Below are 21,395 nucleotides of genomic sequence, written 5' to 3' on the forward strand. Positions count from 1 at the left end.
ATAGCCTCTTCAGTCTTTACCTGAATAAGTGAAAAAAACAAAAAACAAAAATGTAACTCTTTACATAGGTTTTACTCCTGGAAAACGCGTCCCTGATCTTCTCTTGTTATGCTAGCTCTGTTTGGGTTTACATAAGACAACCTATCACACAGAAAAAGGAGAGAATTATGATCAGTCACCTCTACAAAAAGATGTTATCCATCCTGTTAACGCTTTCTTTAGTATTTGGATGGTTCGCGGGATTTGGGGGAACCAATTCAGCCCAGGCCGCATCGTTGTCCGAGCCAGCTATTCTTTTAGAACGCAACGCCACTTGGAAATACTTCGATAAAGGACAAGATTTACTGTCGGAATGGCGTGCTTTATATGATGATTCATCCTGGAATTTCGGACCTGCTCCGTTTGGTTACAAAGATAACGGTAGCGGCGTAAGCACTTCTTATTTTGGGCTTCTCCAAACGGAAATTAGCTACGGTCTGGAGAAACAATTAAAACCTCGCACAACCTATTTCCGGACAAACCTAACCGTCAATAAGGACCAAATTGACAGTTATGGACAAATTCTTGGCACTTTCGGTATTGACGACGGTGCAGTGATTTATGTAAATGGTGTGGAAGTCCGTCGCTTTGGCATGCCGGACGGTGAAATTGAGTACTCAACCAAAGCAACCTCAAGTCAGGACTTGCCGGTAATGTATGAGGATATCGACCTGACTGAGCCAATGAAAGCCAATTTGCATGATGGCTCAAACGAAATTGCGGTCGAAGTACATCAACAGAGCGACAGCAGCTCGGATCTGTATTTTGACATGGAGCTTAAGGCCTTGGCTGATGCGCCATCGCTGGATATCAGCAAAGTAACGGTTACCTTCTACGGTGATGCAACAAGTGCCAAAGGCTTCACTTGGTATACTCCTCTTGCATCTGCACAGAGTACTGTTCAAGTGGTACCTAACCAGGGAGGCGTTGCCGACTTCAGTCAGGCCCAAAGCTTCAACGGGCGAGAATCCGTGGCTTCCAACTCCCCGGGAGAAATGGTACATAAGGCGGAAGCGACGGGTCTTATGCCAGATTCCTCCTACTATTTCCGCGTTGGTGATCAGGATCTGGGCATATGGAGTGAGGTGGGGACGTTCAAAACAGCTCCGGTTGACGGAGCGTTTACCTTCATTGACCTGACAGATACACAAGCAAAGGAAGAAGATGAGGCGATTCTGTCTGGTTCTACACTCTCCAAGGCACTCGCTACTGTTCCGGATGCTGAGTTTGTTGTCCACAACGGAGACGTTGTAGAGAATGGCACGTCAGAGCAAGAATGGAACTGGCTGCTTGGTCACTCGCAAGCCAGTCTCATGAACACCACCATTGCACCAACTGCTGGCAATCATGAGAATAAAAATTATGCATTCTATGAGCATTTCAATCTGAAACAGCCAGACGGTGCTGCAACGGTAACAGGCGCATATTATTCTTATAATTACAGCAAAGCCCATTTTATCGTATTGAATTCCAACGAGAATTCAGAAGAGTACGCCAATTTCTCAAATGAGCAAGTCGCATGGATGAAGCAGGATGTAGCGGAGGCGAAAGCCGCAGGAGCCAAGTGGATTATCGTTAACATCCATAAAGGTCCATACACGACATCCAACCACGCCACCGACAGCGATATTATTGGCACAAACGGTGTACGCCAAAAAATCGCCCCGCTCATGAACGAACTGGGGATCGATCTGGTCCTTCAGGGACATGACCATATCTATGCACGGACGAAGCCAATCAAGAGCGATGGTACCGCTGAAGATGTGTCCAAAATAACGGAAACCTTCAATGGACAGAGTATCGAGTACTCGGTCAAACCGGATGGAACCATTTATATGATTCCCGCTACTGCCGGGGCCAAAGTATATTTCAAGAATCAAAAGTCAGAACTTGGAGATGCGTATTTTGATCTGTTCGAGCGTGCTGAAGAGAACCATGCAAGATCGTATGGCGATACGACAAGTGCGGCCAGAGGCCAGGTCCAAAACTTTGTTTCATTGACGATTAATAGAGACAAGCTGTCCGCCGTAACATATGAGATTGACAAAAATAAAAATAATGCAGAGCCATTTATCGTGGATACTTTCGGAATCATCAAGGAATCGGATACAGTTCCTGTTCCAGAACAGGTAAACAAGATTACGGTAACGTTCCATGGCGATCCTACCAAGAGCAAGGGATTCACATGGTACACTTCCGATCAAGTAACGAATAGCGATCTTCAGGTTGTTGAGAAAACAGCGGCAACACCTGATTTTACGCAAGCCAAATCTGTTCAAGGGCGCTCAGCACAGCCTGCGAATGCTCCTGCAGAACGGATGCACAAAGCAGAAGTGACCGATCTGAAAGCCAATACGACCTATTATTTCCGTGTAGGGGATGCTTCCCAGCAAGTATGGAGCGAGACAGGCACCTTCCGTACAGCACCGGAAAAAGGGAAGTTCACTTTTATTGATCTGGCGGACACACAGGCAAAGGAAGAGGATGAGGCTATTCTGTCCTCCGAGACATTGGCTAAAGCACTGGCAACAGTGCCAGATGCACAATTTGTCGTTCACAACGGGGATATCGTGGATAAGGGTGTCAAAGAGGAACAGTGGAACTGGCTGCTCGGGTATTCGCAGGAAAGCCTGTTAAACACAACCATCGTTCCATCCGCAGGAAATCATGAGGACGAAAACAATGCGTTCATCGATCATTTTAACGTTCAGGCTCCAGCGAATTCGGCGACGGAGACGGGAGCTTACTATTCTTATGATTACAGTAATGCACATTTTGTTGTGTTGAATTCCAATGAGGATTCGGACGAATTTGACAACTTCTCATTAGAGCAGGTCGAGTGGTTGAAGAAAGATGTTCAGGCTGCCAAGAAGAACGGCGCACAGTGGATTATCGTTAACATTCATAAAGGCCCGTATACAACCTCAAACCACGCAACGGATTCCGACATTATGGGGGCAAACGGGGTACGTTCCAAGATTGCACCAATCATGGCGGAGCTTGGGATTGATTTTGTACTCCAGGGACATGATCACATCTATGCGCGCACCAAACCGATCGATCAGAAAGGGAAAGCACGTCAGCCAGAAAAGATTACGGAGATGCAAAATGGACAGAAAATCGAGTACTCTGTGAATCCGGATGGCACGATCTATCTGATTCCGGCAACAGCTGGTCCAAAAGTGTATTACAAAAATAAAAGCGAGAGTCTCGGAGATGCCTACTATAGTCTTTTTGAATTGGCAGAGGAGAACCATGCAGCCAAATATGGCCCTGATCCGAGTGATAACCGCCGCCCAAAACGAAGTCAGGTACAAAATTTTGTGGGTATTACGATTGATGGGAGTAAACTGACTGCGATAACGTATGAAATTGACCAAAATCTGAATGGAGCAGCCCCGTTCATTATTGATCAGTTTGGAATCGTGAAGAAGACGCCTACACCTACTCCTGATCCGGGAACATCGAATCCAGGAACATCGAATCCAGGAACATCGAATCCCGGCTCGGGTTCTGGCTCCGGCTCCGGTAACGGGTCCAGCAACGGTAATGGTTCCTCAGGAACCGGCGGTGATACAGCAACCGGGAACGGTTCGAACAACGGAGCCGGAAACGGAAGCAATTCCGGGAATGAGACGGGTACTGGATCAAACCATAGCGGGAATGGTGGAAATGCACCGATATTGAAAGATACAGCCGGGCACTGGGCAAAATCTGTGATTGATAAAGCCCTAACGGCTGGATTTGTGAATGGTTACGGCGATCAGACCTTCCGTCCGAATCAAAAAGTTACACGTGCCGAATTCACTACGATGCTGGGCCGTGCCTTGAATCTAAATACTGTAAGCCCGAGTATTCACTATACGGATGATAACCAGATTCCTTTATGGGCGAAGCCTTATATTACAGCAGCTGCATCCGCTGGCATTATCAATGGTTACGAAAATGGCTCGTTCAATCCAAGCAAGACGCTGAGCCGCTCCGAGATGGTAACTATGATTGCACGGGCTGGCGGAATCCTTGCGGATTCTAACGCGAAGCTCGACTTCAAAGATGCGAAGGACGTTCCGGCATGGGCTGCCCCATATGTAGCTTCCGCTGTGAAGGCTGGTCTAGTAGGCGGTGTTGGCGGCAATCGTTTTGCCCCAAATCAGACAGCTACTAGAGCAGAAGCAGTCACACTTATTATTGCTCTACTTGAAAAAGCAGAATAACTAGGGAATGAGAATACAAAACGAAACGAAACGAAACCAATGTGGGGTTTTCCTACATTGGTTTCTTAGGTTTCTTCGTTATATGGTTGTCAGAATAAATGGATAGCCTAATATTAATCTGACGGTTTTCAAAGCCTCCGAAATCATCTTGTCAAATGGAAAGTTACATGATATTATTGATAACGATTATCAATATCATTTAAAAGGTGGGTTTATTTTGTTCAAGCAACGAAATTGGATAGGATTACTCCTGGCAATGGGTGTGGTACTGATCCTGAGTGCATGTGGTCAGTCTGCAACAACAAGCAGCACCACTGGAGCCAGTAATAACACAGCTGTGGGTAGTGAAACAACAAGCGGCTCCGCTTCAGGGACAACAGATGAAGGAGAGACAATGACGTTTCAATCGGATGCAGGCGAGGTACAAGTTCCTAAGAATCCGCAGCGTATCGTCGATTTGACTGCATTTTCGACTGGATATTTTGTTGCACTGGATGCTCCGGTCGTAGGTGCTTTGTCAGGTGCAATGAACAACAAGTACATCAAAGACCAGCTCATAAGTGAGGGCACAACAGATTTGGGTGAGAAGCCAACAGCGGAGAAGATCGTAAGCTTAAAGCCTGATCTGATCATTGCGTATACGGGTACTGAGGGAATCGATAATTTATCCCAGATTGCCCCTGTGGTGCAAATCAAATATGGTGAGCGGAATTACAAGGACCTCATGCTGGAATTGGGCAAGCTGACCAATAGAGAAGAAGCAGCGAAAGCCTGGATTACGAAATGGGAGACACAGATTAATGATCTAAAGCCTAAGGTGGAAGCGGTTGTCGGAAACCGTACAGTCTCCATCCTGAATCCATATTCAAAAGGGCTGTTTGTATTCGGTCATAATTTCGGCCGTGGTGGTGAAATCATTTATGGCGAATTCGGTCTCAAGGCTCCAACCAAGGCTCAGACAGAGGCGATCGACAGTGGTACAGGCTGGGCCTCCATCTCCATGGAAGTGCTGCCAGAATATGCAGGTGATATCATCTTCACCAGTCCATGGTCGGGAGATAAAAGCGATCCTAGTATAGTCTATGATAATGTGCTCTGGACAAATCTCCCAGCAGTCAAGGCAGGTCACGTGTTCCAGCTTGATCCGACTTCCGACACGTATAACGACCCAATATCACTGGAAGGTCAACTCAAGTTTATAACAGATAGTCTGCTTTCCGTTAAGTAATAGTCGAGAGTACCCTATAACAGGGATGCTCTCTTTTTTTATTTTCTAATATATTGTGCAGGCTTGCTGCGAGCGACTTAGGATGTAATACAACCTGTAAACAGATGCGTATAACTGGTGGCTTGGGTGGGACGTAATAGATTCATCATTCGTCGACATAGAATTTCATGTAGGATTTGGTTAAGGTTTGCTTGTTTTTAAAGTAGTCGATCTTATAGATACAGGAGTAAATTACGTTTAATACGTATTCAAAGGCGATTTGTGAGGAGAACGTACCAATCTTGGCATATTTCACTTCATCGTTAGGAACCTGTATACAGATTGTGCTGATACTAGCCAATTCACTTTGACTGGTTGCCGTGATGGTTATAAAAGGGATGTTTTCGCTTTTAAAATATTGTGCGGCTCGTATGTAATCCGTCGACTTTCCATGATAGGTTAAGAAAATGGCGCAATCACGTGGTGTGAGATTGACAGTATGGTGCGCCCATTCGGATAGCTCAGTGGCAATCACGACATATTTATTGATTTTGAACAGTTTGTTTTGAAAACTCTTTGCTCGGATTTCTGAATCACCTTGTGCATAGATAAAAATTCGTTCCGCTTGATTCAGCAGCTGCGCCGTTTGAGACAATACATCATCATCCATAAACGCAAAGTTTTTTTGAATCGTTTCCTTCATTAATTCCGCAATTTCTTTTGCAACCTGAAGGGACGATTCATTCATACTGAATGGGTAATTGGGGTCCACATTGGAAATCTGCTGAGTGCTCTGTTGGAATTCGCGAGCAAGGCTGATAATGAACTCCTTGAAGCCGGATAGTCCAAGCTTGTGGGTCAAACGATTTATCGCGGAATGCGAAGTATATGTAACTTTTGCAAGCTCTTGAATGTTCAAGTGAAGGATATGCTCCCTATGAGTCAAAATATATGAAGCAATGCTTTTTTCATTAGGTGTAAAGTTGTGCATGTCTGATAATTGTGTCAATATTTTCAACAAATTCACCCCAGATTAATTGATATAACGCTGATCGAGAACGTAAAATAAACATTTTGTTTAAAAATAATCCTTTCTACATACGAATCCTTGGTCATATGTACCGTTATTGTCGCAAATCCCCTACATTGCTCGTTCCTCTACTATAATAAATGAAAAAGAGCTGGGGGGGAATGAATATGCTAACTTTGGTATAGATCTACCGATCATTATGGCATCCTGACATATCTGGATGATGATTTTGAAGTAAAAGTATCTCTGAAAATGGCATAAAGGAGTGAAACTAATATGAAACTCGGAATCGTCGGAGCCGGAATGATTGTAGGAGATTTATTGAGCTTTATCCAAGACATACCTACGGTTATTTTACAGGCCATCTGCTCCAGACCCAGCCATCATGATAAATTGCTTTCTCTGCAGAACCAGTATCGGTTTGAGCAGATTTACACGGATTATAGTGAAATGCTTGCAAATGAGGATGTAGATACGATATACATCGGACTGCCCAATCACCTGCATTATTCATATGCCAAAGAAGCTTTATTTGCTGGCAAACATGTAATTTGTGAGAAGCCGTTTACGTCCAACCTCCAAGAATTTTTAGAACTCAAAGAGATTGCTCAGCAAAAAAAACGGGTATTGATTGAAGCCATTTCGAATCAGTATTTGAAAAATGTATTTTCCATGAAAGAGTATTTACCCAGGCTTGGGGATATCAAAATCGTGGAGTGCAACTATTCTCAGTATTCGTCGCGCTATGCAGCTTTCCAAGCCGGTAAAGTGCTGCCCGCGTTTAATCCCGAAATGTCTGGTGGAGCCTTGATGGACATTAATTTGTATAATATTCATCTCGTAGTCGGTTTCTTCGGAAGCCCCGAGAAGGTGGAGTATTGGGCCAACTTGGAACGCGGAATTGACACATCAGGGATGCTGCTGTTGGATTACGGGAATTTCAAATGTGTATGCATAGGTTCCAAAGACAGTACAGCACCTAATGCAGTGAACATTCAGGGCAATAAAGGACATATACACATGGCGAGTTCAGCGAATACATGCGAATCTTTTGAGCTCACACTTCACAAAGAAACACCTATTCGGATAGATCATAAAGATCATCCACATCGCATGTATGACGAGTTTATTGAGTTTGATCGGATCATCAGGGAACTGGATCTGAATAAAACAGCCGAAATGCTGGAGCATAGTGAGAGGGTGATGACGGTTATTGAGCAAGCCAAACAGTCCGCTAGTCTTGTATTTGGCCCTGATCAAAAATAATCTCAAGGATCTCAAGTATAGCCTCTATTATTGGAGCACTGATCTGACACACAAGGTTTTCAGATCAGTGTTTTTGAGGATTGTATTTGTACCTATTGTACATTCAGTGTGTTGAACGAGACTCTGTGCGGAGATGCTACATAATGTAAGTCAAATCTCTTTGGACATTGCATCAAAATAGGCTGTAACAACACTGCGAAATTCTAAAGCAGCCTTTGAAATGTACCTGTTTTTGTGTGACAATAAGGCAATTTCCCGAACGAGTCTCTGTTCCTCCACCTGAAGATATGCAATACGTTCATGCGGAGATTTTGCTGTACTTGGTATAAATGCAAGGCCGATCCCCGCTTCCACAAGTGCAGTTAATCTTGCAGGCTCATCTCCTTCATATACATACTTCGGCACAAAACCGGCGGACTGACACATGGAGTCCACCAAATCACGAACACCATATCCTTTCTTCACACCAACAAACCACTCATCTTTCAGCTCAGCTATGCTTATCTTACTCCGATCCGCATACCGATGGCCCATGGGAACGGCTATTACAATGGGGTCTGCGAACAGGATCTGACATTCGATATCATCACCTTGAATTGGAGGAGAAGATAGGCAAAAATCGACCTCACCCCGATGTAGAAGCTTGGACATGTGTTCTAAGGAAACCATTTGTACATGAAACTGAACATTCGGCTTGTTCTTTCGAAATTCCCGCAGTATACCGGGTAACGTGCTTGCCGTAGTGACCGCTAATTGTAGCGTACCCTCATCCGGCTTGGACAGATCAGCAATTTCCCGCTCTCCCTGCTCCAATTCGAACAACGCTTTTTCAGTTCGGTGAAGAAATGTTCTTCCGAATTCATTAAGCCGCAGCTTTCTCCCAATTCGATCAAATAAAGGAGCTCCCAGGTCCTCCTCTAACCGTTGTATTGTTTTGCTTAGTGAGGATTGAGTGACATGCAGCTTTCCCGCAGCTTCCGTAACATGCTCGCATCTTGCCACCGTCAAAAAATATTTTAGTTGAAGAAGCTCCATCTGCATCATTCCTTCATTCCTTTTAGTACATCAAATCATAACATATAATGCGTTGGAATAAATAAGTGATTTCAAGTAAGATGACAGCAGAAGAAGGAGGTTGCACAAATGAACGTTCGAAATAGAGGGTTGATGTTATCTGTTGGATTAGGAATCCTGCTGAATCCGTTAAACTCTTCCATGATTTCTGTAGCCATCGCCAGACTGCAGCAAGTGTATCAACTCGATTTTACAGCTGTTTCGTGGATTATTTTTTCGTTCTACATTGCGAGTGCTGTCGCTCAACCAATCATGGGCAAGTGTAGCGATCTGTTTGGCCGCAGAAAAATATTCCTAATTGGTCTTGTAGTTGTCTTCGTTTCATCCATGTTGGCTCCGTTATCCCCAAGTTTCGGTTGGCTCATCGTGTTTCGGATCATTCAATCCGTTGGCACAAGCATGATGGTCGCCGTAGGAATGGCGATCGTGCGAATTCACGTAACTGAAAAACAAGCTTCCGCCTTGTCTGTTCTGGCCATATTTCTGTCAGGAGCGGCTGCGATCGGCCCCTTTATAGGTGGAATATTGATTCATTGGTGGGACTGGCATAGCATATTCATCGTTAACATTCCGTTTGTAATGGCAAGCTTTTGGTTCGCCTGGAAAACAATCCCCAAGGATGAGCAATCCAACTCCATTTCCGGCCACATGAGCATTCGAAGATGGCTGAAGTTGATAGATGCGCCAGGCATCCTGCTGTTTACCGTAGCTTTGGTGACTCTGCTAATGGGTCTTCTCTCAATCAAATCAACGGGAGATATTTTAATATGGAGTATTATACAGTTGGCAATCGGTTTGATCGCACTGATTATGTTTATACGTCATGAACTAAAAACAGCTTCCCCTTTTATTCCTCTGCAAGCATTCGCTACATATCCCGAAATGACTTTGGTAAATGTACAGTACATGCTGGTTAACATTCTGTTTTACGCTCTTTTCTTCGGAATACCCAGCTATTTGCAGCAAGTACGTCATCTTAACGAAGTTCATGCAGGAATGACCATGTTAGCCCTCGGTTTATGTTCCCTCATCATTTCACCTATTGCAGGGCGGTGGATTGACAAATCGGGGGCACGACCTGCCTTAATCGTTTCGGCTGTGTTAATGACATTTGGTTCAATACTGGTCATACTATTGCATGAAGCTTCCCCGATCATCATTGTCATTATGGCATTAGCTGTATTTGGTATTAGTAATGGCTTAAACGCAGTTGCTCTGCAGGCTGCTCTGTTCAAGAGCACACCCAAAGAAATGATCGGTGTCGCATCGGGGATTTTTAACACATCTCGATATCTGGGTACCATTGTATCCTCATTATTGATTGGTATCGTCATGGGAGATACATTTAGTGTTAAAGGATTTCAAATGCTTGGCGTCATCCTTACGTTATTAGCAGTATTTTTGATCATCATGAGTTTACGTCATCAAAGATCATCGGAAATGCAAGCTGTTTGAGCTAATTAAACAAGCCATTTGAGCTTCGTAGCAAATCATCTGTTCCCGATTCCTGTTATTCTATTACTAAAAGATTAAAAAGGCGGGACTGTTCATGTCCATGAGAACCGAAAAAATAGCGAAAGCACCACAAAAACTCGAAAGTGCACCAGATAAACAAGGAAGCTTGAAGCAGAACGGGCTATCCATTATTAAATTTTGCTTGCACACACATGGCACAACAGGATCATATTTTCTAAAAGATCACATGTTGTTATTTGTGAAGTCGGGCATATATACTGTTCGTTTTGGGGACCACAAGTACACCGTGCGCAGTAATGAAATGGTGTTTCTTCACAAATCGATTCGGATTGACTACGAAAAATCGGGTGAACCCGGTTCAGAGTTCAAGTTGGATTATATAATGTTTTTCCTTAATGAGAATATGCTTGAGGAATTTGTCCAATTCTCTGGGTATAAGCCGATTTATCGGGTGAATGAACCTGTTTCGGTGTCCATCATTACAGTCGATGAATTCACTCGAGCTTATATCGAATCTTTAAAACCCTATTTGGAAAGTCCTGATGAGGTAAAAGACGGACTGGTACGGCTGAAGTTTATGGAGCTCTTGTATCACTTGGCGGACTCCAATAATCATTTCTTACTTGAGCTTCTGCAACCAGGTCGAGATAAAAACAGTAGCATTAGCAAGATTATGGAGGATAATATTACGAATCCCGTGTCCATTAGCGACCTGGCTTATTTGTCGGGCAGAAGCCTGTCTACGTTCAAACGAGATTTTCAGGCGATATACCACACTTCACCCCTGAAGTGGATTCGCAATCGGAGATTGGATCAAGCCAAGAAACTGTTGTTGGAGACAACACTGTCCGTTACCGAGATCTGTTTTTCAACAGGTTTTGAGAACGTTGCCCATTTCTCCAAAGTGTTCAAACTTCAATTCGGGCTTCCACCGTCAGAGTTTCGACTTCAAAGTCATCCAAGAGAGGAATCGATCAAATGGAATATGTGAAACTTGGAAATACTGGATTAGATGTTTCTCGGCTATGTCTTGGCTGTATGGGCTTTGGAGAAGCAGGTCGTGGATTTCACCAATGGGTACTTGGTGAAGAGAATAGCCGTCCGGTTATTCAAAAGGCTTTGGAACTTGGTATCAATTTCTTCGATACAGCTAATGTATACGCAGGAGGGACCAGCGAAGAAATTCTCGGCCGGGCTCTTAAAGACTATGCGAATCGCGATGAAATTGTTATTGCAACAAAAGTGTTTTCCCGTATGCATGAAGGCCCTAATGGCTCCGGCCTTTCTCGTAAAGCCATTATGAGCGAGATGGATAAGAGCCTCAAGCGATTGGGTACCGACTACGTGGATCTATATCAAATTCATCGCTGGGATCCACACACACCTATTGAAGAGACCATGGAAGCACTACATGATATAGTAAAGGCTGGGAAAGCAAGATATATTGGTGCTTCTGTTATGTCTGCATGGCAATTCCAAAAGGCTTTATATGTGGCTGAGAAAAATGGATGGACCCGATTTGTATCCATGCAGAATCACTATAACCTGATCTATCGTGAAGAAGAAAGGGAGATGCTTCCTCTATGCCAGGCTGAACAAATCGGTGTAATTCCATTTAGCCCGCTTGCGTCTGGTCGTTTGACACGTGATTGGGACGAAACAACTTATCGTTCGGAAACTGATCAAGTTCAAAAGGCAAAATACGATGCAACAGCCAGTACCGATCGATTGGTAGTAGAGCGGGTTGCAGAAATCGCAGAAAAGCACGGCGTACCTCGGGTTCAAATTGCACTTGCCTGGCTGCTGCAGAAAGATCCGGTTACAGCCCCTATTATCGGTGCAACCAAAATATCTCATCTCCAAAATGCCGTAGATGCACTTTCCATTACGTTAACTTCTGACGAAATTGCGTCTTTGGAAGAACCGTATGTACCACACCCGTTATATGGATCAAACATTGGTTTTAAATAATCGTACACCCCAAGCCCCCGAATCATTATTTGGGGGTTGGCTTCATTCTGATGATCATTTCCGAAATCACTAGTAGTAATGCAATAGTTCCATAAATACCGATCGTGTAGCTTATAGTATAAGCCAACCCGAATCCCTGATGAACAAGGGTTGTCATGAGATGAATGAACATGTTTGTAAAGCAGAAGGCATAACTTCGGATCATCCAGTTCCGGTGTTGGATCATACGTTTCTTTTTAATCTGAATAAGAGCCGTAATTGTGATAAACAGCCATATGATATTTAGCGCATTAAAGCCCATACTGCTTATCTTTCCGCCAGTTGCGTAAGGAGCCATATACCCCGAAGTCAGTACAACAAGCAGGACGGATACGATATATACATAACCGTTTATGCGGTGGAACTTGCGGCTCTTTTCAAAGATCCGACTAGAGAAGTTGAGCAATCCGGACGCCATAGCCAAACATGCAAATGCAACATGAATGTACATGATATTCAGCCAGATCGGAAGATTAAGCTCGCGCTTTAACCCCGTCTTTTGGCTCAAAAATTCCGAAGCTTCTGGGTCGACCCAATAGTTCTTAATTAAAGCATACAGGATAAATAAACTGCTGACACAAGCCAACCATCCATATAATGTTGTCCGTTTCTTCATACCCATCCACAACCCCCGAGACTACTTTTTGTTACTCATAGATAAGCAAGCTAGTTTATTCGTTTTCCTGTTAATTTGGATGCAGGAAGGAGGCCGGCCTTTGCGATTCCGCTCATCTGATCTCCGTCTGCGCTAACTTCAAATTTCAGATTCAAACGCATAGGTTTGGTGATCGCCAGAGACCAAGTCAGTTTGTTATTATAAAAAATAGGGTTCAGAAATGCAATCGTTTCGTCGCCTTGTGTTGCCGTACCTTCAATAATATCGTTATGTGTCGTTATGCAGAGCTTGACCTCCATCTTACCGACAGGTGTGGCGATAGTCGTATCCCAATTTCCGTCGAATAGAGAAGCCACTGTATTTTGCTTATGGACTGGGGAAGAAGTCATCCCAGCCGCTTGGTTCTTTACAATGTTGGGTTCGTTGTCCGTCAACACATGGTGATTGCCTGGTTCAATACCAATACCTTTCTCCCTCCAAACCGTTCCTCTTCGTTCGTACTCGAACAACTGCTCTACTGCGTGGGCGATGCGCGGTCCCAGTTCACGTTCCACCAGATACAGCGCAACATCGAGCCCCGAGGTCACACCGCCGCCGGTAACCAGATTCCCATCATCCACTACGCGAGCCGGGATTGGAATGGCCCCGGTTGCCCCAAGCAGTTCCATACCCAAACGATGGGTAACCGCAGCTCTGCCTTCCAGGAGTCCTCCCATGGCTAACAAGAGGGAACCGCCGCAGACCGTAGCCACTACAACGTTTTTGTGTTCGAGAGCTGCCCTGATCATGGTTGTTAACTCCGTATTCATGGCCCTGCCCAGAATAGCTGGAATCGAGTCTGGACCATCGCCTTCAACCTCACCGGCTGCGCCAGGCACAAGTATGATACCCGGACGTGCCGGGTCCAGTGTCCCGTTCGCTTCAATTTTCAATCCATTTACACCGCTAGTCACAGATCTTGGTCCTTCAGCCGTAACCAGTTCTACCCTTAACGCGTTGTCGGTATGCATGGAAGCGGAGCAAAATACTTCATAAGGTGCAATGGCATCCAGTAAGTCGAAGCCATCAAATAACACGATTTGTACAGTAAACATTCATCTAGCCCCTTTATCTTTAATTGGTCAAAAGATCCTTCAGCATTTGATATTCCTTCTCGTCAATTTCTCCTTTAGCCATTCGAGTCTTCAGTATCAAAGTGATGGCACGTTCTTCCCCGCTGCGATCGTTGTAACGATGACGAATCATGTATATACGAAGCGCCACGAAGCAAAACAGCGTGAGACAAAACAAAGCTCCAAAGTAAAAAAATGAAAATCCGTTGTTTTCCAAACCCATACGAAAACCTCCTTTTTCTGCTGCGTTGGACGAATTAGAATGTAGGTCGTCCGTACTCACAGGTAAAATCATAACAAACGAATATCTCAAAGGAAGTCGTAAAAAGGTCACAAAATGATAAACAAATCATCACAAAATATAACTTTGTCTTGGTTCCAAAAGAAAAAATGATAAACTAGATGGCAGAGGTGGGATAAGTATGAGTATGTTGAATACGATACTCGTCGTTGACGATGACCAGAGTATTGTTGAGTTATTAAGGGATTTTCTGGAGAATGACAACTTCCACGTCATGACTGCTTGTGATACGGAACAAGCGTGGGCCATACTTCAGCAACATTCCATAGATTGCATTGTTTTGGACATCATGATGCCGGGTCCAAATGGATTTGAGCTATGCCGTAGAATCCGAGGGGAGAGTAATGTTCCCATCCTTTTCCTGAGTGCGCGCAGCGATGATGTGGATAAGATTCGAGGTCTAACGCTCGGGGGAGATGATTATATCGTCAAAACGGCTTCGCCTGGAGAGATTGTTGCCAGAGTTAAAGCCGTTTTACGACGCTCCGCTTCCCGGCAGACCATGGATGAGAAGATGTTGGATTATGGGCGCATCCAGTTAAATCTGTCTGCAAGAGAAGTTCTAGTGAATGGTAAAAATGTGGAGCTTACACCCAAAGAATATGAGTTGCTCCGATTATTTGCTGAACACCCTAGACATGTGTTCTCCTATGAACAATTGCTCACGAAATTTTGGGATGGGGTGGGAGACAGGCATACCATTCGGGTCCATCTTAGCCGACTTCGAGAGAAAATTGAGTCCGATCCCAACCATCCGCAATTCCTGATCAACGTATGGGGAGTAGGGTATCGCTTCGAAGGAGGATAAGATGAGAAAACTGCGCATTCGCACATTTACTATGTTTTGCTTATTTTTCTTGCTTACGATGCCTTGGATTTTTTATGTGACGGCTCACTTTATGGACAATCAGACGTTTAGCATCTCTAATAGCCAACAGCAAAATGAAACGTTGCAAACACATCTGACCGAGATCATCCAGATGATTGAAGTTGACACGGATCAATGGACAGATTCAAGCTGGCAAAACAAATTGCAAACATTATTGCGGAAAGCCAAGATGGATGTAGTCATCGAATCTTCATCGAATTCGGAAATTTATCGTTCCAGCCCGAAGCGTCACAGTCGGTTATCGTCGACTGAACAGTTCTCTGTCATTGCAGACGGACAATTCATTGGAAGGGTTGTACTGTATCTGCCTAAGTCCAATGGGGTACAACTGATTTCGGCATTGGTTGGACTGCTGTTTGCTTTCTTTATTGTTGGTGTTGAGATGAGAAGATTCCTTCTCAAGCCCCTGGAGAAAATGAGCAGAGCAGCCAGACAAATTGCGGCAGGACACTGGGATGTTCATTTGCCTACGTCCAGAATTGCGGAAATCGCTGAAGTTCGCGACGGGTTCGAGGTGATGGTTGAAGGGCTCGAACAATCCCATCGGAAACAAGTGGAACTGGAGGAAGAACGCAGATTCGTTATCGCAGCAGTAGCGCATGATTTACGTACGCCTTTGTTTGCTTTGCGAGGGTATTTAGATGGATTGGAGCAAGGTATAGCCCAATCACCAGAACAAGTAACCCGATATATAGCGGTCTGCAAAGAAAAATCTGCTCAACTGGACCGATTGGTAGAAGACCTTTTTACGTTTACAAAAATGGAGTATTTGGAAAGTGAACTTAACAACAAAATGCTAAATCTAACACCAATTTTCCGAAAGTCGATGGACAGTTTGAGTCCGCAGGCGGAGCAAAAACATATCTCTATCTTTATAGACTCCGCAGATGATTGTTTCATTAGCGGAGATTCGCATTTATTGGAGCGAGCCATGAACAATATGTTGGAAAACGCTGTTAGATACACGCCTTCAGGTGGGGAGATTACGGTCCAATGCTACAACGAAGGTGATAAGATCATGTTTACGATACGTGACACTGGACCTGGGTTCTCATCGGAAGAACTAGAGCGTGTGTTTGAACCCCTTTATCGTGGGGAAGCATCTCGAAGTCGTACAACTGGGGGCAGTGGATTGGGATTAACAATCTCAGAACGAATTGTGAAACAACACGGAGGCGAGCTTGTCGTAAGAAATCATACTGAAGGTGGGGCCTTGCTGGCTGGTTGGTTACCAGCAACGGATCGCGATTCTTAGCAATGGCCGAATCTCTACCTGTACAGCACAGCTATATAAATAACGACCACCAGGGCAGTAGGGTTAGTCTACCCAACCTTGGCCTGGTGGAATAAGTGAGGGTGGAACATAAGATCAACTTGTCAAAAACTGCTGTTTCCTATTTAATCGGTATCCAAATTTGGGGTGGTTGATTTGGGCCTGGATACACTTCCAGCTCGGGGATACCTGCATGTTCATAAGGATTGGAGGGAAACCACTCGGTAATAATCTGTTTCCATAGACTCTGCATGCTCTCCGGCATCGGGCCCTGGACTTCAAATACACTCCACTTGGAAGCAGGAACTGTGAAAGATAATAATCCACTGGGTACTTCACCTTCGTAAGCCGTAGCAATCCAGTATTCCATTTGCTTCTCCTGAATCTCGTTCTGATCCACACATACTCCAAGTAGTCCTTCAATTTCGCCATTATTCAGTTCAAATAAACGATCTTCTGTACCACTCGTATACGCCTCTTGCCACATCTTCGCAATTCCTCTTATATTTTCCCCATCTACATAGGAAAAAGCTTGTTTGATGCCAACCAACATAAACTCAGCTTGTTCAACAATTTTGTAATTCATCGGTTCTGCTCCTTTTAGACTCCATTGAATAACGAGACGATTGTATGATGTAGCAGAGGTACTATTCTTGCGTGCTTCGGTAGGGGCAATCCCATGTTGTCTGCGAAATGCTTTCGAAAAAGCTTCAGGAGTGTCGAAACCGTACTTGTGCGCCAGATCGATAATTTTGTGATCACTCTGTATAAGCTCATTTGCCGCCAAGGTTAACCGTCTCCGTCTTATGTATTCGGCTACCGTAACATCAGTTAACAAGGAAAACGTTCGTTGAAAATGGAAGGGGGAAATATGGGCTTGAGCCGAAATCTGCTCGATCGTCATATTTTCAAGTAAATGGTCTTCCATATATTGAATAGCGATCTGCAATGATTCCATCCAGTTCATACCGTTCATCACTCCTTGAGTTCTATATTAAACGAAGACTTATCCAAAAACCTGTCAGTATGTGCTGTGATTTGTCCGGTTAAAGCATGAGAGGGAGGGGAAATCATTAGCTGGTGTAGCATAATGGGCATAAAAAAAGATGACCTCTGATGATACAAGGGTCATCTTCTGACAGCTCAATTCCGCAGTAGTTGGTTTAAACCGTCCGTAATTCAGCATTGCCGAAGGATAAGACAAAAAAATAAATTGAACGCGAAAAAACGCTGTGATATAATCGATAGCGTCATTGAGAAATGAAACACGGTTATGTATTCATCATTATTCCTATTCTTAGTTTACATCTGGAACGTGGATTTGTCAATGCTCTTTTTTAGCTCAAAAAATGGAAAAAGGAGTGGTTCAGGAATGATGGAAACAAAGGATTGGCAGCAAGAAGGGGAAAGGCTGGAATCGGTCAGAAACAAATTGCAGGTGAGAATCTCTGAACTGGAACCGGAAGTTGCCGGATTGCATGATCAAGCTGCGGACATTCGTAAGCGATTTTGGGAAGAAGTTACGATGAACACAAGTACCAACGAAGATTTTGAAGAGTCGTTCTACACAATTAACCAACAGTCAGCAGTATTGGCCGAAAGGGAGCGCGGTCATAAGCGGTTGACGCAGCAATGGAAAAACTTGAACCGTCTGCTGCCGTCGCCTTATTTCGGACGGATCGATTTCAAGGAAAAGGGACTGAATTTTAGCGAACAAATCTATATTGGCGTATCCTCCTTCGTCGATCAGGACGGATTGAGCTTTCTGATCTATGACTGGCGTACACCAATAGCTAGCCTGTACTATGATTCCTCCCCCGGACCGGCTGCTTACGTCACCCCATCCGGCCAAATCGAAGGGACGATGGAGCTTAAGCGGCAGTTTCAGATTCAAAACGGAAATATGATCAACATGTTTGACGCAAGTGAAACGATTGGAGACGATTTGCTGCAGCAGGTGCTTGGCAATGGTGCAAACTCGCAAATGAAAAGTATTGTGGCAACGATTCAGAAGGAACAAAACGCCATTATCCGCAATGACAAAAGCCGAATGCTTATCGTGCAGGGGGCTGCCGGCAGTGGTAAAACATCTGCAGCTTTGCAGCGGGTGGCATATTTGCTGTACAAACACCGCCAGACCATTAAGGCGGATCAAATCGTTCTTTTTTCACCCAATTCGATGTTTGCCAGCTATATCTCTACGGTCCTTCCGGAGCTCGGTGAAGAGAACATGCAGCAGACAACGTTTCAGGAATATCTGGACTATTGGCTGGATTCCTCGTTACGGCCGGAGGACGCTTTTGACCAGATTGAATATGTCCTGACTGCACAGGGGACACCAGGATATGAGGCTCGTCTTCAGGGAATCCAGTATAAAACGTCCGAGGTTTTTCTGCAGGCCCTGCAGAACTATGGAATATGGTTGGGACAGAAAGGCATGCGGTTCAATGGAATTCGGATACAGGAGCGCGAATTCATTACGGCAGAGCAGATGAACACCAAATTTTACGAGTATGACCATGCTCTTCCGCTAATCAATCGTGTTGTTCTCTTGCAGGAGTGGCTATTGAATGAACTCGCATCACTGGAGCGATTGGAGTGGGATGCGCCTTGGGTACAGGAAGAGATGAATTATCTCGATACCGAGCAATATGTGGAGGCTTTCGAGATGCTGCATAAGGAGAAAGAAGTTTTCGATGTTGCGGAACGATATGCCGCTGTTCTTAAGAAGAATAACAAGCGGCGTGGGGATGAAGGCGACTTTGATTTCACTCAGAGAGAGGAGGAGCTGCTCCGCCGCAGGATCGTCAAAGAACACTTTAAACCATTAAAGAAAAGTGTGAAGAAATTCTCTTTTGTAGATATCAAAGGCATATACAGCCAATTGTTTGTGGAAGAGGCAGGTTATCAGGAGAAAACGAGTGGTGCTTCCGTTCCCAGCCTATGGCCACAGATTTGCAGGCAAACCAAGGAAATGTTAGATCGAAACGAGTTATTTCACGAAGATGCTACTCCGTATTTATATGTAAAAGAATTGATTGAGGGTGTCCGGACAAACACGGAAATTCGCTATGTTTTTGTTGATGAGGGTCAAGATTATTCGTCGTTTCAGTATGAATACCTGAAAAAACTGTTTCCTCGTGCCCAAATGACAGTGCTCGGCGATTTCGGGCAAGCCATCTTCATGCAGTCTACAAGCTTGACCGGGGTTAATTCGCCGCTGGTCCGCCTTTTTGGCCAAGCTGACACAAGCCAGTTCAGCCTTTTACGCAGTTATCGTTCGACTAGAGAGATTGTCGAATTTACAAAATCGATGCTTCCTGACGGTGAGGACATTGTACCGTTTGATCGGGAAGGCCCAAAACCTCTTCTGACCAGATTAGACAACAGTGAAGATCGTAATCACCAAATTTGGGCAGACATCGCTGCACTCAGGGCCAACGGCCTCGAATCCATTGCGATCATTACGAAGACCGCAGCTGAAAGCCGCAAGGCTTATGATTCGTTACGAATTCAAGGGAACGAAACGCTGCAGCTCATCACGAAGGAGACAATGAACTTTGAAAAAGGAGTGATGGTCATTCCCGTCTATCTCGCCAAAGGTGTCGAGTTCGATGCAGTCTTGGTGTATGATGCTTCACCAGAAGCTTACAGTCATGACTATGAACGCAAGCTTCTTTATACCGCGTGTACACGGGCGATGCACCGGCTTCATCTGTATACGACGGGGGATTGGTCTCCATTCGTGCAAGCATTACCTGCGAATTTGTATGAAATTTCGCCTTACACTGCTAAATGAAAAGAAAGCATAAATCTATGTCAGCCTTGGCTATTAAGTTAGCCAAGGCTTTTCCTTGTGGATATATGAGGGGGATTATGGAAGGCTGTCAGTCATTTATAGCGATTTGTATTCTTCGATAATGACATCAATTACATGTTTGCCCCACGTTGAGGCTTCCGAGCTGGGCTCATTCCATGCATAAGTAATGAGTGCTTTCCACAGAGCCCATCCACGAGCTCGATTAACCGTATCTTGGTCGACATTCATGCAGTTCAGGAATATTTTGCGGCTTGCGTCGTCAAAAAAGTTCCATGCCATCACCAGGTCGCTTGAAGGATCACCAACGCCCATAGTTCCAAAATCGATGACACCGGACAATCGTCCATTTTGCACGAGCAGATTGCCCACAGCAACGTCACCATGAAGCCATAGCGGTGTTGATTGATATCTTGTCGCAAGGGCTGTTTCCCATATTTCAGTGATCAGCTTTTGATCATATTGACCTTGCCCGGATAAGCTCTCAATGACGGATCTGGTGTCTTGATCGTAAACTGCTAAGTTTCCTCCACGATGAAAGTTTTGTATGCCTGCCGGAATGCCGTGTGTTGCATCAATCGCTTCTAATTCTTTCAAAAAACTCGCGAGGTCTTCAGCAAATGTGTTTAGATCCGGTACATTGGCATGTGTAACGGTCTCGCCTTCAATCCATCGGTTAACAGACCATGGAAGGGGATATTCTGCTGTGGGTTCACCTTGTGCCACAGGAGCCGGGATGGGCAGGGAGAGAAGAGGCCTGAAAACAGGGAGCCACGTCAGTTCTTTCTCAACCGCTGAGGCGTAACGCTCATGGCTTGGTAAACGAATGGTCATTTCCCGTCCGAGTCGATAGGTACGGTTATCGTGCCCACTTTTTTCAACAGGTGTTATCGCTAAATCTTTCCACTTCGGAAATTGGCTATCGATTAATTGACGGACCAGTTCAGGAGTTATATGAATCAAGTCTTTCGCCTCTTTTCGCGTACTATAGAGTAGTTGATTGATTATATACAGCATAATTTATATGCAGAAGGAGATAGTACTGCTATACCAATATTACTTTACATAAAA

16 protein-coding genes are annotated in these 21,395 nt (G+C 44.6%); 9 read left to right on the forward strand and 7 right to left on the reverse strand.

Annotated features, from left to right (window positions below; genetic code table 11):
- The first annotated feature begins 167 nt into the window (after positions 1-167).
- Positions 168-4,253, forward strand: a complete 4,086-nt coding sequence (locus tag PPA03S_RS01845) for an S-layer homology domain-containing protein (protein ID WP_062319222.1) — start codon at positions 168-170, stop codon at positions 4,251-4,253.
- Positions 4,254-4,470: 217 nt separating this feature from the next.
- A complete protein-coding gene (locus PPA03S_RS01850; RefSeq protein ID WP_062319224.1) occupies positions 4,471-5,481 on the forward strand; it encodes an ABC transporter substrate-binding protein in 1,011 nt (336 codons plus the stop codon).
- Positions 5,482-5,626: 145 nt separating this feature from the next.
- Here the strand turns inward: PPA03S_RS01850 and PPA03S_RS01855 are convergent, their stop codons facing one another.
- Positions 5,627-6,478, reverse strand: coding sequence for a MurR/RpiR family transcriptional regulator (locus tag PPA03S_RS01855; RefSeq protein ID WP_062319226.1), 852 nt, complete (start codon positions 6,476-6,478; stop codon positions 5,627-5,629).
- A 288-nt stretch (positions 6,479-6,766) separates the two neighbouring features.
- Between PPA03S_RS01855 and PPA03S_RS01860 the strand changes: the two genes are divergently transcribed.
- Complete coding sequence (locus PPA03S_RS01860; RefSeq protein ID WP_062319228.1) at positions 6,767-7,756, forward strand: Gfo/Idh/MocA family protein; 990 nt, start codon at positions 6,767-6,769, stop codon at positions 7,754-7,756.
- A gap of 150 nt (positions 7,757-7,906) precedes the next feature.
- Here PPA03S_RS01860 and PPA03S_RS01865 read toward each other — a convergent pair whose 3' ends face one another.
- Positions 7,907-8,791: a LysR family transcriptional regulator gene (locus PPA03S_RS01865; RefSeq protein ID WP_062319892.1), complete on the reverse strand. Its 885-nt coding sequence runs from the start codon at positions 8,789-8,791 to the stop codon at positions 7,907-7,909.
- A gap of 108 nt (positions 8,792-8,899) precedes the next feature.
- Here PPA03S_RS01865 and PPA03S_RS01870 point away from each other — a divergent pair, with 108 nt between their 5' ends.
- The 3 genes from PPA03S_RS01870 (at position 8,900) to PPA03S_RS01880 (ending at position 12,277) form a co-directional block, all read left to right on the forward strand.
- The gene (locus PPA03S_RS01870) at positions 8,900-10,285 is read left to right on the forward strand and encodes an MFS transporter (protein WP_062319230.1); all 1,386 of its coding nucleotides are present in this window, start codon (positions 8,900-8,902) and stop codon (positions 10,283-10,285) included.
- 94 nt (positions 10,286-10,379) lie between these two features.
- A complete protein-coding gene (locus tag PPA03S_RS01875; protein WP_062319232.1) occupies positions 10,380-11,297 on the forward strand; it encodes an AraC family transcriptional regulator in 918 nt (305 codons plus the stop codon).
- Positions 11,285-12,277, forward strand: coding sequence for an aldo/keto reductase (locus PPA03S_RS01880; protein WP_062319234.1), 993 nt, complete (start codon positions 11,285-11,287; stop codon positions 12,275-12,277). Before PPA03S_RS01875 ends, PPA03S_RS01880 begins: the two co-directional genes overlap by 13 nt.
- 25 nt (positions 12,278-12,302) lie before the next feature.
- On the opposite strand, the gene PPA03S_RS01885 is transcribed toward PPA03S_RS01880, so the two are convergent.
- Genes PPA03S_RS01885 through PPA03S_RS01895 form a run of 3 tightly spaced genes read right to left on the reverse strand, consistent with a single transcriptional unit; the run spans position 12,303 to position 14,267 of the window.
- Positions 12,303-12,932 carry a DUF2306 domain-containing protein gene (locus tag PPA03S_RS01885; protein ID WP_062319894.1) on the reverse strand — a complete coding sequence of 210 codons (630 nt, stop codon included), beginning with the start codon at positions 12,930-12,932 and terminating at the stop codon, positions 12,303-12,305.
- 50 nt (positions 12,933-12,982) lie between these two features.
- Complete coding sequence (locus PPA03S_RS01890; RefSeq protein ID WP_062319236.1) at positions 12,983-14,026, reverse strand: DJ-1/PfpI family protein; 1,044 nt, start codon at positions 14,024-14,026, stop codon at positions 12,983-12,985.
- 19 nt (positions 14,027-14,045) lie between these two features.
- Positions 14,046-14,267, reverse strand: coding sequence for an SHOCT domain-containing protein (locus tag PPA03S_RS01895; protein WP_062319238.1), 222 nt, complete (start codon positions 14,265-14,267; stop codon positions 14,046-14,048).
- 199 nt (positions 14,268-14,466) lie between these two features.
- Here PPA03S_RS01895 and PPA03S_RS01900 point away from each other — a divergent pair, with 199 nt between their 5' ends.
- On the forward strand, positions 14,467-15,153 hold the full coding sequence (locus PPA03S_RS01900; RefSeq protein ID WP_062319240.1) for a response regulator transcription factor: 687 nt from the start codon (positions 14,467-14,469) through the stop codon (positions 15,151-15,153).
- Position 15,154: 1 nt separating this feature from the next.
- Entirely contained in the window at positions 15,155-16,489 is a 1,335-nt protein-coding gene (locus tag PPA03S_RS01905) for a sensor histidine kinase (protein WP_062319242.1), read from the forward strand.
- A 139-nt stretch (positions 16,490-16,628) separates the two neighbouring features.
- Here PPA03S_RS01905 and PPA03S_RS01910 read toward each other — a convergent pair whose 3' ends face one another.
- Positions 16,629-17,474, reverse strand: coding sequence for an AraC family transcriptional regulator (locus tag PPA03S_RS01910; RefSeq protein WP_062319244.1), 846 nt, complete (start codon positions 17,472-17,474; stop codon positions 16,629-16,631).
- 408 nt (positions 17,475-17,882) lie between these two features.
- On the opposite strand from PPA03S_RS01910, the gene helD reads away from it, so the two are divergent.
- Positions 17,883-20,306 carry an RNA polymerase recycling motor HelD gene (gene helD / locus PPA03S_RS01915; protein ID WP_062319896.1) on the forward strand — a complete coding sequence of 808 codons (2,424 nt, stop codon included), beginning with the start codon at positions 17,883-17,885 and terminating at the stop codon, positions 20,304-20,306.
- Between the two features lie 96 nt (positions 20,307-20,402).
- Here the strand turns inward: helD and PPA03S_RS01920 are convergent, their stop codons facing one another.
- Positions 20,403-21,287, reverse strand: a complete 885-nt coding sequence (locus PPA03S_RS01920) for an aminoglycoside phosphotransferase family protein (protein WP_062319246.1) — start codon at positions 21,285-21,287, stop codon at positions 20,403-20,405.
- Positions 21,288-21,395: the final 108 nt, after the last annotated feature.

The sequence above is a fragment of the Paenibacillus pabuli NBRC 13638 genome (assembly GCF_001514495.1).
Lineage (GTDB): Bacteria > Bacillota > Bacilli > Paenibacillales > Paenibacillaceae > Paenibacillus > Paenibacillus pabuli.

What these genes read in the sequence shown, in the direction of transcription:
- PPA03S_RS01845 (WP_062319222.1), top strand. Translation starts at nt 168, where the DNA reads ATGATCAGTCACCTCTACAAAAAGATGTTATCCATCCTGTTAACGCTT.
- PPA03S_RS01860 (WP_062319228.1), top strand. Translation starts at nt 6,767, where the DNA reads ATGAAACTCGGAATCGTCGGAGCCGGAATGATTGTAGGAGATTTATTG.
- PPA03S_RS01865 (WP_062319892.1), bottom strand. Translation starts at nt 8,791, where the DNA reads ATGGAGCTTCTTCAACTAAAATATTTTTTGACGGTGGCAAGATGCGAG.
- PPA03S_RS01870 (WP_062319230.1), top strand. Translation starts at nt 8,900, where the DNA reads ATGAACGTTCGAAATAGAGGGTTGATGTTATCTGTTGGATTAGGAATC.
- PPA03S_RS01875 (WP_062319232.1), top strand. Translation starts at nt 10,380, where the DNA reads ATGTCCATGAGAACCGAAAAAATAGCGAAAGCACCACAAAAACTCGAA.
- PPA03S_RS01880 (WP_062319234.1), top strand. Translation starts at nt 11,285, where the DNA reads ATGGAATATGTGAAACTTGGAAATACTGGATTAGATGTTTCTCGGCTA.
- PPA03S_RS01885 (WP_062319894.1), bottom strand. Translation starts at nt 12,932, where the DNA reads ATGAAGAAACGGACAACATTATATGGATGGTTGGCTTGTGTCAGCAGT.
- PPA03S_RS01890 (WP_062319236.1), bottom strand. Translation starts at nt 14,026, where the DNA reads ATGTTTACTGTACAAATCGTGTTATTTGATGGCTTCGACTTACTGGAT.
- PPA03S_RS01895 (WP_062319238.1), bottom strand. Translation starts at nt 14,267, where the DNA reads ATGGGTTTGGAAAACAACGGATTTTCATTTTTTTACTTTGGAGCTTTG.
- PPA03S_RS01900 (WP_062319240.1), top strand. Translation starts at nt 14,467, where the DNA reads ATGAGTATGTTGAATACGATACTCGTCGTTGACGATGACCAGAGTATT.
- PPA03S_RS01905 (WP_062319242.1), top strand. Translation starts at nt 15,155, where the DNA reads ATGAGAAAACTGCGCATTCGCACATTTACTATGTTTTGCTTATTTTTC.
- PPA03S_RS01910 (WP_062319244.1), bottom strand. Translation starts at nt 17,474, where the DNA reads ATGAACTGGATGGAATCATTGCAGATCGCTATTCAATATATGGAAGAC.
- helD (WP_062319896.1), top strand. Translation starts at nt 17,883, where the DNA reads ATGGAAACAAAGGATTGGCAGCAAGAAGGGGAAAGGCTGGAATCGGTC.